The sequence below is a fragment of the Halosimplex rubrum genome (genome assembly GCF_013415885.1).
Classification (GTDB): domain Archaea; phylum Halobacteriota; class Halobacteria; order Halobacteriales; family Haloarculaceae; genus Halosimplex; species Halosimplex rubrum.
The window spans coordinates 4,007,632-4,020,632 of the sequence record NZ_CP058910.1 but is presented as its reverse complement, the minus strand read 5'-3'; the positions used below and the strand labels follow the sequence as shown (position 1 = coordinate 4,020,632).

The following is a 13,001-nucleotide window of genomic DNA, read 5'->3' as shown; positions in this document are numbered from 1 at the left end:
ACCGTCCGGGTCGCCCGCTCGTGGCTCCTCCGGGGTTTCCTATACCATAAATTCGGTTTCCGATTCACAAAAGAGGGTCGTGGAAACTCGAAACTATTATCAGCGTCAGTACCGTGTTTTAGGACGACCGAAACACATGGCTGTACTCGAAATAGACAACCTACAGGCGAAAGTCGCAGAGGACGGCGGCGAGCAGATCCTCGAGGGTGTGGACCTGGAAGTCGAGTCGGGCGAGATCCACGCGCTGATGGGTCCCAACGGCTCGGGCAAGTCCACACTGGCGAAGATCATCGCGGGCCACCCGACCTACGAGGTCACGGGCGGCGACGTGCTGCTGCACATCGAGGAGGACGAGTTCGAGGACATCGAAGTCCCCGCGGATCTGCAGACGTGGGACCTGCTCGACCTCGAACCGAACGAGCGGGCGGCGCTGGGCATCTTCCTGGCGTTCCAGTACCCCGCCGAGATCGAGGGCGTCACGATGGTGAACTTCCTCCGCACGGCGCTCAACGCCAAGCTCGAGGAGCGCGAGGAGCTGTTCGAGGACGACGAGGAGGCGGAAGCCGAGGCCGACGACGACGACGAGGGCTACGAGACCTCTCCGATGGAAGGCCCCGCCGACGAGGGCGAGGTCGGCGTCGCGGAGTTCCAGGAGATCCTCCAGGAGAAGATGGAGCAACTCGACATGGACGAGAAGTTCGCGAACCGCTATCTCAACGCGGGCTTCTCCGGCGGCGAGAAGAAGCAGAACGAGGTGCTCCAGGCGGCGATCCTCGAGCCCTCGATCGCGGTGCTCGACGAGATCGACTCCGGGCTGGACATCGACCGCCTGCAGGACGTGTCCAAGGGTATCAACGCGCTGCGCGACGAACAGGGCGCGGGCATCCTGCAGATCACCCACTATCAGCGCATCCTCGACTACGTCGAGCCCGACCACGTCCACGTGATGATCGACGGCGAGATCGCCAAATCCGGCGGCGCGGAGCTGGCCGAGACCCTCGAGGACGAGGGGTACGACTGGGTCCGCGAGGAAGTCTACGAGGCGGCCTGACGTGCACAGCGTAATACGGCTACAGACCAAACCTACGACACAACAATGAGCTCAGACCAAGACCACCTACAAGACACCGACACCGAAGCACGCTTCGAGTTCAAGAAGGAGGAGAACTCGGCCTTCGAGGCCGAGAAGGGACTCACGGAGGAGACCGTCCGCCTGATCTCCGAGGACAAGGACGAACCGGAGTGGATGCTCGAGCGACGCCTGCGCGCCCTGGAGCAGTTCCAGGAGATGCCGATGCCGACCGACTGGCCGGGTCAGCCCGACCTCTCGGAGGTCGACATCGAGGAGATCGTCCCGTACATCCGCCCGGACATCGAGACCCGCGGCGGCGCCGAAGAGTGGGAGGACCTCCCCGAGGAGATCCAGGACACCTTCGACAAGCTCGGCATCCCGGAGGCAGAGAAGAACGCCCTCTCGGGCGTCGGCGCCCAGTACGAGTCCGAAATCGTCTACCAGAACATGCAGGAGCGCTGGGAGGAGCAGGGCGTCATCTTCTGTGACATGGACAAGGCCGTCCAGGAACACGAAGAGATCGTCAAGGAGTACTTCATGACCAAGGCCGTCCCGCCCAGCGACAACAAGTTCGCCGCGCTCCACGGCGCGATCTGGTCGGGCGGTTCCTTCGTCTACGTCCCCGAGGACACGAGCGTCGACATGCCCGTCCAGGCGTACTTCCGGATGAACTCCGAGGGGATGGGCCAGTTCGAGCACACGCTCATCGTCGCCGAGGAGAACTCCGAGGTCCACTACATCGAGGGCTGTTCGGCGCCGAAGTACTCGGCGTTCAACCTTCACAGTGGCGGCGTCGAAGTGTTCGTCAAGGACAACGCCCACGTGCAGTACTCGACCGTCCAGAACTGGTCGAAAAACACCTACAACCTCAACACCAAGCGCGCCATCGCCGAGGAGAACGCCACGATGGAGTGGGTCTCCGGTTCGATGGGCTCGAAGGCGACGATGCTGTACCCGAGCACCATCCTCAAGGGGCCGGGAGCGACGGACAACCACATCACCATCGCCATGGCCGGCGAGGGCCAGGACATCGACACCGGCGCGAAGGTCTACCACAACGCGCCCGACACGAAGTCGACCATCGAGTCCAAGTCCATCTCCAAGGACGGCGGCCGCACGAACTACCGCGGCCTCGTCCACATCGCAGACGGCGCGGAGAACGCCTCCACGTCCGTCGAGTGTGACGCGCTCATGTTCGACAACGAGTCCACCTCGGACACGATGCCGTACATGGAGATCCAGGAGAACAAAGTCGACGTCGCCCACGAGGCGACCGTCGGCAAGATCGGCGACGAGGACGTGTTCTACCTCCAGAGCCGCGGCCTGGACGACGACGACGCCAAGCAGATGATCGTCGCCGGCTTCATCGAGCCGCTCACGGAAGAACTGCCTATCGAGTACGCGGTCGAAATGAACCGCCTCATCGAACTGGAGATGGAGGGCTCGCTCGGGTAACCCCCGGTGTCTATTATGAGTGCGCAGGTACACGCGAACCTCACAGAGGCACAGGTAGAGCAGATCAGCGGCGAACTCGACGAGCCCGAGTGGCTCCTCGAGACCCGCAAAGAGGCGCTGGCGGCGCTGGACGACCTGGAGATGCCGGACGTCATCACGACGCCCGGCCCCCGCCACTGGACGAACCTCGTCGATCTGGACTACGAGTCGCTGGTCGACCCGCTGGAGTTCGCCCAGGAGAAAGACCGCGTCGAGGCCGAGGGCGCCGACGTGCTCTCGTGGGACGAGGCGCTCGCCGAGCACGGCGATCTGATCGAGGAGCACTTCGGGAGCGTCGTCGACCCCCAGCGGGACTTCCTGACGGCCCTGTCCACGGCGCTCTTTAGCGCCGGGACGGTCGTCTACGTCCCCGAGGGCGTCGCCGCCGAAGACGTGAAGATCCGCACCCGGATGAACAGCCGTTCGCTGTTCAACTACACGCTCGTGATCGCCGAGGAGTCGGCCTCCGCGACCATTCTCGAACGGCAGACGACCGGCGAGAACCTCGACGGCGACCAGTACTACTCGGGCATCGTCGAAGTCGTCGCCGGCGAGAACGCGAGCGTCCAGTACGGCGCCCTGCAGAACCTCGCCGAGGACACCTACAACTTCTCGGTCAAGCGCGGCCACGCCCACAAACACGGCTCGGTCGACTGGATCGAGGGCAACATCGGTTCCCGACTCACCAAGTCCAGCGTCGAGACGCGACTGCTCGGCGAGGGCTCGGAGAGTCAGATCGTCGGTGCGTTCTTCGGCCACGAGGACCAGCACTTCGACATCAACTCCCGTGTCTGGCACGAGGACGAGCACACCACGGCCGATCTGGTGACCCGCGGCGTCCTCGACGACGAGGCCCGCTCGGTGTACGAGGGCGTCCAAGACGTGGGTCGTGACGCCTGGGACACGAGTTCCTACCAGCGCGAGAACACGCTGATGCTCTCCGACGACAGCGAGGCGGACGCCTCGCCGAAGCTGATCATCAACAACCACGACACCGAGGCCAGTCACTCCGCGACGGTCGGCCAGGTCGACGCCGAGGAGCTGTTCTACATGAACTCCCGCGGCGTCGGTGAGGAGCAGGCGACCAACATGCTCGTCGAGGGCTTCTTCGTGCCGGTCCTCGAAGAGGTCGCCGTCGACGAACTCCGCGACGACCTCGAAGAACTCGTCGCCGAGCGACTTCGGAACTAACCCGCTCTCCTCTCTCCGTTTTCCCCGCCGCACTGGACCGATTTTCCCCGTCTCGAACGCACTGCAAGTCGCATTTCTCCGCGCTTTCGAAGCACCACCAGTCGCTTTACCGGCCCACAAAGCTGATACCTGATCGATAAGACCTCGTTCGTATGTCACTCCTCCGTAACGGTGCTCGGATCCGGACAGCCACAGCGGTTGCCGTCGTCTGCGCTGTCCTCGCCGTCTCGGTCCCCATCGCGACGGCTGCCGTCGGTGGGGTTTCGGACGGCGAGAGCGACAGGGGGGCCGTCGCGGAGACCTGCATCGATCGGTCGGCGTCTGCCGACCTATCGTCCGGAGGCGGGGCTGGTCCGGCTTCGGGGGCCACGAGCGGAGCAGCAGCCACAGCGGTGAGTCACCCCGCGGACCAGAGCGGAGACGGGCCACCGGAGGAAACGGTCCCGCTGGGCGCTATCGCCTACGTTTCCCTGTCGGTCCCCGACGGCCACGACAGCACTGTCACGGTCGGTACGGGGACGAACCACTCCGTCGAAGCGACCGTCCACGACGACGGGGACGGACGGATCGAACTCCGGATCAACACGTACGCCGCCGCGAACGGGACTGCGGTCGGTCCTCGCACGTACGGAGTCACTGGCGACGACGACCTGGAACTCCACACCGACGAGACGGACGCGACGATGACGAACGGGACGTACCTGATCGAGACGGTGCGAGACGGGACCGTCCTCGACGAACGGCGATTGAACGTCACGGCGCCGGACTTCGGGACGGTGACTGCGCTGGCCGGGCCGCCCCAGTTGATGGATGCGGGGACGCTCGACGCCGTTCGGACCGCCGGCGAACTCGGGATGCTCTCGGACGCCCGGGGGGACTACAACTTCACGGACGTTCGGTTCGGCGAGACGGTCGTGCTCGAGATAGAGTCACCGAGCTTCCTCGGTGCCGTCGCGGCTCAGCCCGGCGAGACGGCCACCGAGAGACTCGGTCGCGTCCACGAGCACCACGACCGCGGGCCGCCTGTCACGTTCGGGATATCGGGGCCCTGTTACGCGCTGGAGTACGACGCGAGCGTCCAGACTGGCGGAGTCCGTGCGCTCTCGGACTACCGGAACGGGACGCTGTCTCTCCTCGTCGATCACGACAGGACCGACCGGTACACCGGATCCGGACAGTTCGGTGTGGACGTCGATTCACCGAGCCCGCTCGGCGACTACGACGAATACCTCACCTTCGACCGGGGCAGGTATGCGGATCCCGACCGGCGACCGACGGTGGATCGGCTCGGCCCGTACTCGTACAACCAGCGCGTGGACGACATCGTCTCCTGGCCGACCGACGGGTCCGTCGTGATCCGAGGCGAGAGCGAGTCGTCGTCGCTGACCGTCGGCTACCAGTCGCTCACCGACCCGACCTACCGCGTCAGTCGGACGGTCGATGTCTCGGAGGAGCCGTTCGAGCGAGAACTCCCGCTTCCGAACGCCGGTCAGGGACTGTTCGAAGTGACGGTCGGCAACACGTCCTACACGGCGAAGGTCGGCGACGCGCCGAACGCGACGTGGGAACTCGCGTCGCCGGCCGACGCCGGACGGGTCGACCGACTCGGAGTCGAGCAACTGAAACTCGAAGACGGCGGCTTCGTCGTGGCCTACCGCCCCGGACCCAACGCCACCGAGTTCGAGCGAGTCGGCTCGGCCCGTGCAGACGACATCGCGATGCCGGTCGCACCGGTCGAGGAGCCGACGCACGTCGTCGCGGTCGCCCACCCCGACGGCAACGACAACGGCCGCTTCGACGGGCCCGAGACGGACCCGGCCTACCGCGTCGGCGGGAGCGTCGTCCGGGAGTGGACCACCGTCGAACCGGCTGGTGAGACCGCGTCGGCGGGCCCGCCGCTCGGGTCGTTCGCCGTCTCGAAGGTCAACGGCTCCGCCGAAAACGTACCGACGGCGACCCCGTCGCCAACACCGACCGCGACGCCAACACCGACCCCGTCGCCAACACCGACCCCGTCGCCAACACCGACCGCGACAGTGACGCCGACCGCGACGCCCACGCCGACGGCCGCTCCGACCGACACACCGACCGCAACCGCGTCGCCGTCCGGCTCCCCGACGGCCACCGGACCGACTGGGAGCGACTACCCTTCGGTGACGGGCGAGCGACCCGACACGACCGCGGCGGACGGCCCCGGCTTCGGCTTTGCCACTGCGGTCGTCGCCGTCCTGTTGACGACCTCGGGGACACTCGCGATCCGCCGGCGCTCGTAGTGTGGGAGCGACCGTTCGCCGGTCCACGAGCGCCGCCGACGTGGACCACTTCCGGCGAGCACTGAAGGCCCGGTATGGGCGGCGCTCGGCGACGTTCGCCCCGTTCCCAGCCGCCGAAAACGCGCCCGTCATTTAAGTATCGTTCCCGAGTGCTACACACCAGAGCATGCGTCCACTGCACCTCCTCCCGGTCGTGGCCGCGTCCGTCGTCCCGCTGCACACGGGCCACCCTCACCTCGTGACCGACTCGCTCCTCGGTGTGGCGGTCGGGGTCGTCGTGGTCGGGCTGTACGTGTTGGCGCTCCGCTGGACCCACGACGGTCGCGACGACGGGCCCCGGAACCGCGAGGGTCAGTCCAACCGGTGAGTCCGTACCGGCCGGCGAGCCCGCCGGGAGCGTCCTACGGCGGCGCCGAGGGAAGGACTTACGTCCCCGCCTGCCCGAGCACTGGCTATGAATCGTGTGACGGGCGACGACTGCCGGGAGGTGCCGCGGTGAGTCTCACCGTACCCGTCGGGTCCGACCACCAGCTGGCCCGCCTGCTCCAGATCGGTATCGTCCTGGAGGAGGTCGTCGAAGCGCGGGCGTCGAAACACGCCCGCGACAGCGGGGCAGACCTGACCGAGGACGTGCGGGCGATGCTCGACGACGCCGCGGCGGAGTCCGCGGACCACCGTGACCGCCTCGAGGACCTGATCGAGGAACTCGACGCCGACACGGTCGCCTACGAGGAGATCGAGGCGCTGGTCGAGGCGCAGTACGAGTCCGACGAGGACTTCGACGGCGTCCTCTACGACCAGCTCTGCAACGAGGAGACCGCCTACAAGTTCTACGACGACCTCATCGAGGCTATCGAGGCCTCCGACGTGCAGTTCGGCATCGACCGCGACCGACTGCTCGACACCCTCGCGGCCATCCGCGAGGAGGAGGCCGAAGGCGCCGAAGAAGTGACCGAGCTCATGGAGGAACGACGATGAACACCGAATCAGCAGAGCTGCTTCGAGCACACGCTCACCCGGAGGGATTCCCGTGAACACGGCCGACCAGTACCTGAAAGCCATCTACCTGATCCAGCAGATCGAGGACGGCCCCGCGTCGACCGGCGACCTGGCCGACCGACTCGACGTGAGCCCCGCCAGCGCCAACGAGATGATCGGCAAGCTCGAGGACAACGGCCTGGCCGAACACGAGAAGTACAAGGGCGTCTCCCTCTCCGACGAGGGCATCGTCCGCGCTCGCGACGCGCTCCAGAACTACTGCATCATCGAGCGCTTTCTCGTCGAGGTCCTCGAAGTCGAGGAGTTCCGCGGCGAGGCCCGCCAGCTCGAGAGCGTCATCGACGAGACCGTCGCCGAGCGACTGGACACCATCATCGACCGCGACCCCGCCTGTCCCGACTGCTTCGACCCCGAAAACGACGTCTGCGGCCTGCTCGAAGCGCCCGCCGCCGCCGACGACTGAACGGGCCCGTGGGTGGGCGTCCGGACATTTTTGACCGATACCGCAGCCACCTCACTTCGTGCCGGAGTGTCCGACCTGCGGGAAGTCGCTGGCGACTGAGGCGGGAAAGCGTCAGCACCACGCGAAAGTCCACGGCGAGTCGCTCCCGAACCGGACGTGTGTGGACTGTGGCGCGGCGTTCTACGACCTGAAGTCGCGGTTGTCCTACTGCGACGATTGCGACCCGAACGCGGGCGAGAACAACGGCAACTGGCAAGATGCGCGCGAGCGGACCGAGTGCCGGCGCTGCGGCGACACGTTCGAATACTACCCCTCGGACAAGAAGGGCGTCTACTGCCCGGACTGCGTCCGCGACGCCGACGAGTTCCTCGGCGACAGCTACGCCGAGGTCCACGACATCGAACGGGTCGAGCGAGAGTGTGAGTACTGTGGGGAGGAGATGGTGGTCTTAGCTTCGGCGCGAAAGTACGGTCACGGTCGGTTCTGTTCGCTCGATTGTCTCTCCGATTGGATGTCGGACACGCGGTCCGGGAAAGACCACCACCAGTGGTTGACGGGGAGTCGAACGTATGCTGGAAAGTGGTGGTCGGCTCGCCGCCAGGCCCGTCGACGAGATCAGTACCGATGTCAACACTGTCGGAAAACTGCGGCCGAGATCGGTCGGAACCCGGACGTTCACCACATCGTTCCGCTCCGGACGTTCGACGACCCACAGGACGCACATACGCTCGACAATCTACTATCACTCTGCCCGGAGTGTCATCGACAGGCCGAGTGCGGAACGATCGAGATCCCGTCTCCCGGAGACGCGCAAGAGTAACGCTATTATGCGACCGTCGTATAGCAATTCGTGAAGTCCCGTGGTGTAGTGGCCAATCATAGTGGCCTTTGGAGGGGCTCTGAAACCCGTCAGATCCCCGGAGACAGCCACTGACAACGGTTCGAATCCGTTCGGGACTATGACAGAAATATTACATTTCTTCCGAACTCGACGTCTCAGGTGCGACCAGTCCCTTCCAGTGGCGTTCGTGCCGCTCAGACCGGTTCGTGCGTCGCCACATACTCCTCGTCGGTCGACTCGACGGATTCGACCTCGTAGAAGCGGATCTCCCGTTCCTGCTTGGTCCGGACGGGGAAGTCGTAGTGGACGGCGTCGTAGCCGAGTTCGTCGCCCTCGGCTCGAACGTCGGCGACGAACTCGCGGTGGCGGTCGAGGCGTTCGGCGACGACCGAGCGGGAGAGCGCGGGGGCGTCGCGCACCGCGTCGTCGAACACCTCGGCGAAGGCGGACTCGCGCTCGTAGCCGACGGAGTCGCGGCCGGCGACGAGGGCGGCGAGGGAGGTGGTGCCGGTGCCCCAGAAGGGGTCCAGCACCGTGTCGCCGTAGGCCGAGTACATGTTGACGAGGCGGTAGGGGATCTCGAAGGGGAACGCGGCGGAGCGCTCGCGCAGGTCGTCGTGGTCGAGCGCCTGGAGGTCGCCGGTCACGTCGGTCCACACGTCGGAGAACCAGCGGTTGCGCTCCTCCCAGAAGTAGGCGGCCTCGTAGCGCCGGTCGGCGCCGGGCTCGAACGACCGCGAGTCGCCGCCGTTGCGGAAGAGGAGGACGTACTCGTGTTCGAGCGTGACGTAGGCGTTGGGCGGCACCATCCCCGAGCCCATGAACTTCGCCGCGCTGTTGGTGGGTTTGCGCCAGAGCACGTCCGGCAGCGGGTCGAACCCGAGCGACCGGAACCCTTCCAGCACGCGGGCGTGATTGGGGTAGACCCGGAAGCTCCCGTCGACGGTCCGCGTGGCGTCGCCGACGTTGACGCAGGCGATCCCCCCGTCGACGAGGACCCGCTCCAGTTCGGCCCACACCTCGTCGAGGACGCCGTGCATCCGCTCGAAGGCCCGCTGGCCGTCGCCGTCCGCCAGCGCGTCCGCGACGGCCGGATCGAGCGCCCCGAAGGTCTCGTCCCACATCTCGATCATCGGGTACGGCGGCGAGGTCACGACCAGGTCGACGCTGTCGTCGGCCAGCGTATCGAGGTCGCGCGCGTCGTCGACGACGACCCGATGACTCGTCTCCATCGTCTCCCACCTCCCGCCCGCGGTCCTTGAGTCTCCCGACCTGCATCGACCGCTGAACGCCCCCGTCAGTTCAGTCCCAGGGGCCGCTCAGAGATACGCGGCGTCCCACCGAGTCGGTTTGCGGGCGTTGCCGCAGTCGTCGCACTCGATGCGGCCCATCGCGTCCATGGCGTTGGCGAGGCGGTTGCAGTTGCTGCAGAAGTAGCCGTAGTGTTCCTCTCTCGCCTCGTCGCGGTAGACGGTGTAGAACTTCCCGGCGGAGCCGTCGTCCCAGTCGGTCTCGTCGACGTAGACGGTCGCGCCCTCGGCGCTCTTGATGGCCTGCAGGCCGTCGTCGCCGGACTCCGCCCACACCTTCTCGACGTGGTGGTGGCCGGCGATCTCCAGGTCGGCTTCGTCGACCTGCTCGAAGCCTTGGGCCTCGTAGAATCCGTTGCCGTCGACGTTGTCGGCGAGCACGCGGCCGACCATCCGGTCGGCGCCGGTCTCGGTCAGTCGCTCGCGGGTCTCCTCGAACAGGGCCGTGCCGATCCCCTCGCCCCGATAGGCGGGGTCGACGTGGAGCCACAGCAGCGTCGCGTCCTCGCCGGCGAGTTCGCTCTCGGCGAACCCGACGACCTGGCCCTCCCGGTCGGCGACGAGCAGGTGTCGCTCCTCGTCGTTCGTCGCCTCGTCCAGCGCCGCCTCGTCGTACCACTCGGAGACGGCGCCGGTGATCGCCTCCGGACTCAGCGAGTACGACGCCTGCAGCGACCGCCGCGCCACGTCCCTGATCGCCGGTCGGTCCCCCCGCTCCGCGGTGCGCACGTTCATACGTCACACGTTGGCACGCAACACGATAAAACCACGCCACACCGCCGATCGGGTTCCGACTCGCGGACCGGTCGGCTCGGACACTGGACGCGCGTCGAGATCGACGGAGGGTGCCGAGTGAGTCCGGGCGCGTTCCGGTTCGCCGAACGACGGATCGACCGACGGCGCGCGCGTTCGCCGGCCGTGGAACGGGCGCAGACGGTCGGAGGCGGGCCGTCGCGGGGCGCTCAGCGGGGTCGAAACCGGCGGGCCACGGGTGTCGTAACGCCTAAGAGTCGAACGCGCCTTTCTATTCGTAAGATGACTGACGCACGTATCTGCCGGAGGTGGTTCCGTGGGCGTCGAAATTAGGGAGTCGCCCGTCTCCGCCGAGGCGTTCGCGGAGATGGAGGCGTTCGTCCACGACTATCTGGCCGCCAGCGTCGAGAGCGAGGACGACGGCGGTCGCATGCGGTGGTACCCCTGGCACTCCGCGGAGTACCGGTTCAACCACATCCTCAACGTGGTCGAACTCGCCGAGGAGATCGCCCAGGCCGAGGGCGCCAACGTCGACGTGACCCGCGTCGCCGCGCTGTTCCACGACATCGCGAAGCTGGAGGTCGACCAGGACCTCCACGCCGAGGAGGGCGCCCGCGTCGCCCGCGAGTACCTCACCACCCACGGCGACTACCCCGCGTCGTTCGTCGACGAGGTCTGCGCCGCCGTCCGCGACCACTCCTATCAGGGCGAGCTGACCGACCTCTCGCTGGAGGCCCAGTGTCTCATCGAGGCGGACCTGCTCGACAAGGTCGGCGCCAACGGCACGGCGCTGATGTTGCTCCGGATGGGCTACGAGTCCCGAACGCACATCGACGCCGCCGAGATGGTCGGGCGCGTCCTCGAACGCGGCGTCGACGCCCGCGAGCGAGTTCGCAGCGACACCGCCGAGAGCATCTGTCACCGCCGGCTCAAGCGCGTCAAGTGGTTCAAGGAGTGGCTCGAAGGCGAGGTCGCCGACGTGGATCCCGAGGAAGCGCCCGAACCACCCGGCGGGTCGGACTGACGCGGCGAACGGCGAGCGACCCGGGCGGTCGACTGCCCCTCAGAGGCCGGCCAGCGTCCGCGCCGCCGTCCAGCAGAAGGTGACGCCGAACCCCGCCAACACCAGCGCCGAGGCGACCGCGGCGGCGGGCGCGAACGCGTCGACCCGGCGGCCGACGCCCACCAGCGCCGCCGGGAAGCCCGTGATCCAGACGGCGATGCCGCCGAACAGCCCCGCCAGCAGCGCCGGGTTCCCCGTCCGCACGACGAGCGCGCCGGCGAGCTCCTCGCCGACCGCCGGGAGATACGACAACACGTCGACGGTCCCCGGTTCGAGCAGGCCGACGCCGACGGTCAGCCAGAAGACGATCTGGTAGGGGTTGGTCAGCGCGAGGACGAACGCCTTCGTGAATCCGCGGGAATCGGCGTCCGGGCCGGTGGCGCCTTCGTCGCCGGGGCCGGGGTCCCCGGAGAGGAAGTCCGCGCTCGTCTCGCGGACTCCGTCCGCTCGACTGTCCGAGGCGCTTCGCGCCTCGCCCGCGTCCCGCACGGCGCCGACGGCGAAGTACAGCATCAGCAGGCCGCCGGCGCCGACCATCGCCGCGCGGACGGTCTCGGCGCCTTCGAGGAAGGCGACGACGCCCGCCAGCGACAGGACGAAGAAGACGAAGTCGGCGGTCATCGCGCCCAGGCCGGCGGTGAAGCCGGCCAGCCATCCGCGGAGGACGCTCTCCTCGGCGATGACGGCGTTCATCGGTCCCGGCGGTGCCGCTAACGCGAGGCCGAAGACGACGCCGACGCCGAAGGTGCCCGCGGCGGTCGCGACGCTCATCGGAGTCGCTACTGGTACATGCCCAACGGCTGGGCTCTCGAACTCTCCTCGTCGCTCTCCTGCATCCGCTTGGCGAGGTTCTCGCGGGCCTGACTGATCTCCTCGGCCTGTTCGACGAGGTGGTCGGTGTCGACGTCGACGCCGGCGACGGGGCCGACGCCGTCGAGGAGGACGACCCGGGCGGCCTCGGGGTCCGGGAAGTTCCGGTTCGCCTCCACCACGAGGCCGAGGGCGTCGAGGTCGGTCCGGTCGGCCTCGTACAGCAGCGCGCCGGTCGGCCCGCTGATGACGCCGCTCTCGCCGGGCGGCGCGATGCCGTGTTCGTCCAGCAGGCGGGTCGCCTCGCCGTTCGCGACGCCGTAGAGGCTCGGGACACCCTCCTTCTCGGCGGGGAGCCCGGAGACGTACAGCGCGGTCGCGTCGCGCTCGCCGAGCCAGCGCGTCAGGCAGGCCGCGAAGTCGTCGGCGACGCTCGGCGAGACCGGCACGTCGCTCTGGAGCGCCAGGAGGTCGCGCTCCTCGTCGGCGTATATCCGGACCGGCGGCTCGTAGGTCGGGTCGTCCTCGCCGAAGACGGCGACCTCGGGCAACCCCTCACAGCGACAGGAGGCGTAGTAGGTCATGTCGAGCGCGTCGACGAGGTGGTCCGCGGCGATCTTGCCGACGAGGCCGACGCCGGGTAGCCCCTCGATCAGCGTCGGCTCGTCGAGCTCGATGTCCTCGCGGTGTACCTGGACGTGGGCCATACCGGCTACCCCGGCTGCCAGCGGC

The 13,001-nt window shown here is 67.4% G+C and carries 13 protein-coding genes and 1 tRNA gene; 10 read left to right on the top strand and 4 right to left on the bottom strand.

Features of this window, described 5'->3' with window-relative positions; translation table 11 throughout:
- Positions 1-136 precede the first annotated feature (136 nt).
- The 9 genes from HZS55_RS20175 (at position 137) to HZS55_RS20135 (ending at position 8,452) form a co-directional block, all read left to right on the top strand.
- Positions 137-1,051 (top strand): ABC transporter ATP-binding protein, encoded by a 915-nt coding sequence (locus HZS55_RS20175; RefSeq protein ID WP_179909335.1) that lies wholly within the window; start codon positions 137-139, stop codon positions 1,049-1,051.
- A 45-nt stretch (positions 1,052-1,096) separates the two neighbouring features.
- Positions 1,097-2,527, top strand: a complete 1,431-nt coding sequence (gene sufB / locus HZS55_RS20170) for a Fe-S cluster assembly protein SufB (protein WP_179909334.1) — start codon at positions 1,097-1,099, stop codon at positions 2,525-2,527.
- A 15-nt stretch (positions 2,528-2,542) separates the two neighbouring features.
- Complete coding sequence (sufD, locus tag HZS55_RS20165; protein WP_179909333.1) at positions 2,543-3,757, top strand: Fe-S cluster assembly protein SufD; 1,215 nt, start codon at positions 2,543-2,545, stop codon at positions 3,755-3,757.
- Between the two features lie 392 nt (positions 3,758-4,149).
- Positions 4,150-6,030: a DUF7827 domain-containing protein gene (locus HZS55_RS20160; RefSeq protein WP_179909332.1), complete on the top strand. Its 1,881-nt coding sequence runs from the start codon at positions 4,150-4,152 to the stop codon at positions 6,028-6,030.
- A gap of 166 nt (positions 6,031-6,196) precedes the next feature.
- Positions 6,197-6,397: a hypothetical protein gene (locus HZS55_RS20155; protein WP_179909331.1), complete on the top strand. Its 201-nt coding sequence runs from the start codon at positions 6,197-6,199 to the stop codon at positions 6,395-6,397.
- Between the two features lie 128 nt (positions 6,398-6,525).
- Positions 6,526-7,008, top strand: coding sequence for a ferritin-like domain-containing protein (locus tag HZS55_RS20150; RefSeq protein WP_179909330.1), 483 nt, complete (start codon positions 6,526-6,528; stop codon positions 7,006-7,008).
- A gap of 52 nt (positions 7,009-7,060) precedes the next feature.
- The gene (locus tag HZS55_RS20145; RefSeq protein ID WP_179909329.1) at positions 7,061-7,492 is read left to right on the top strand and encodes a metal-dependent transcriptional regulator; all 432 of its coding nucleotides are present in this window, start codon (positions 7,061-7,063) and stop codon (positions 7,490-7,492) included.
- A 58-nt stretch (positions 7,493-7,550) separates the two neighbouring features.
- Positions 7,551-8,312: an HNH endonuclease gene (locus HZS55_RS20140; RefSeq protein ID WP_179909328.1), complete on the top strand. Its 762-nt coding sequence runs from the start codon at positions 7,551-7,553 to the stop codon at positions 8,310-8,312.
- 34 nt (positions 8,313-8,346) lie between these two features.
- Positions 8,347-8,452, top strand: a tRNA-Gln gene (locus HZS55_RS20135).
- A 75-nt stretch (positions 8,453-8,527) separates the two neighbouring features.
- On the opposite strand, the gene HZS55_RS20130 is transcribed toward HZS55_RS20135, so the two are convergent.
- Together HZS55_RS20130 and HZS55_RS20125 are read right to left on the bottom strand one after the other, a co-directional pair.
- Positions 8,528-9,565 carry a DNA-methyltransferase gene (locus HZS55_RS20130; RefSeq protein ID WP_179909327.1) on the bottom strand — a complete coding sequence of 346 codons (1,038 nt, stop codon included), beginning with the start codon at positions 9,563-9,565 and terminating at the stop codon, positions 8,528-8,530.
- Between the two features lie 87 nt (positions 9,566-9,652).
- A complete protein-coding gene (locus tag HZS55_RS20125; protein WP_179909326.1) occupies positions 9,653-10,378 on the bottom strand; it encodes a GNAT family N-acetyltransferase in 726 nt (241 codons plus the stop codon).
- A 334-nt stretch (positions 10,379-10,712) separates the two neighbouring features.
- Between HZS55_RS20125 and HZS55_RS20120 the strand changes: the two genes are divergently transcribed.
- Positions 10,713-11,420: an HD domain-containing protein gene (locus tag HZS55_RS20120; protein WP_179909325.1), complete on the top strand. Its 708-nt coding sequence runs from the start codon at positions 10,713-10,715 to the stop codon at positions 11,418-11,420.
- A 39-nt stretch (positions 11,421-11,459) separates the two neighbouring features.
- Here HZS55_RS20120 and HZS55_RS20115 read toward each other — a convergent pair whose 3' ends face one another.
- Together HZS55_RS20115 and HZS55_RS20110 are read right to left on the bottom strand one after the other, a co-directional pair.
- Complete coding sequence (locus HZS55_RS20115) at positions 11,460-12,230, bottom strand: LysE family translocator (protein ID WP_179909324.1); 771 nt, start codon at positions 12,228-12,230, stop codon at positions 11,460-11,462.
- A gap of 8 nt (positions 12,231-12,238) precedes the next feature.
- Positions 12,239-12,976 carry a proteasome assembly chaperone family protein gene (locus HZS55_RS20110; protein WP_179909323.1) on the bottom strand — a complete coding sequence of 246 codons (738 nt, stop codon included), beginning with the start codon at positions 12,974-12,976 and terminating at the stop codon, positions 12,239-12,241.
- Between the last annotated feature and the right edge of the window lie 25 nt (positions 12,977-13,001).

What these genes read in the sequence shown, in the direction of transcription:
- HZS55_RS20175 (WP_179909335.1), top strand. Translation starts at nt 137, where the DNA reads ATGGCTGTACTCGAAATAGACAACCTACAGGCGAAAGTCGCAGAGGAC.
- sufB (WP_179909334.1), top strand. Translation starts at nt 1,097, where the DNA reads ATGAGCTCAGACCAAGACCACCTACAAGACACCGACACCGAAGCACGC.
- sufD (WP_179909333.1), top strand. Translation starts at nt 2,543, where the DNA reads ATGAGTGCGCAGGTACACGCGAACCTCACAGAGGCACAGGTAGAGCAG.
- HZS55_RS20155 (WP_179909331.1), top strand. Translation starts at nt 6,197, where the DNA reads ATGCGTCCACTGCACCTCCTCCCGGTCGTGGCCGCGTCCGTCGTCCCG.
- HZS55_RS20130 (WP_179909327.1), bottom strand. Translation starts at nt 9,565, where the DNA reads ATGGAGACGAGTCATCGGGTCGTCGTCGACGACGCGCGCGACCTCGAT.
- HZS55_RS20125 (WP_179909326.1), bottom strand. Translation starts at nt 10,378, where the DNA reads ATGAACGTGCGCACCGCGGAGCGGGGGGACCGACCGGCGATCAGGGAC.
- HZS55_RS20115 (WP_179909324.1), bottom strand. Translation starts at nt 12,230, where the DNA reads ATGAGCGTCGCGACCGCCGCGGGCACCTTCGGCGTCGGCGTCGTCTTC.
- HZS55_RS20110 (WP_179909323.1), bottom strand. Translation starts at nt 12,976, where the DNA reads ATGGCCCACGTCCAGGTACACCGCGAGGACATCGAGCTCGACGAGCCG.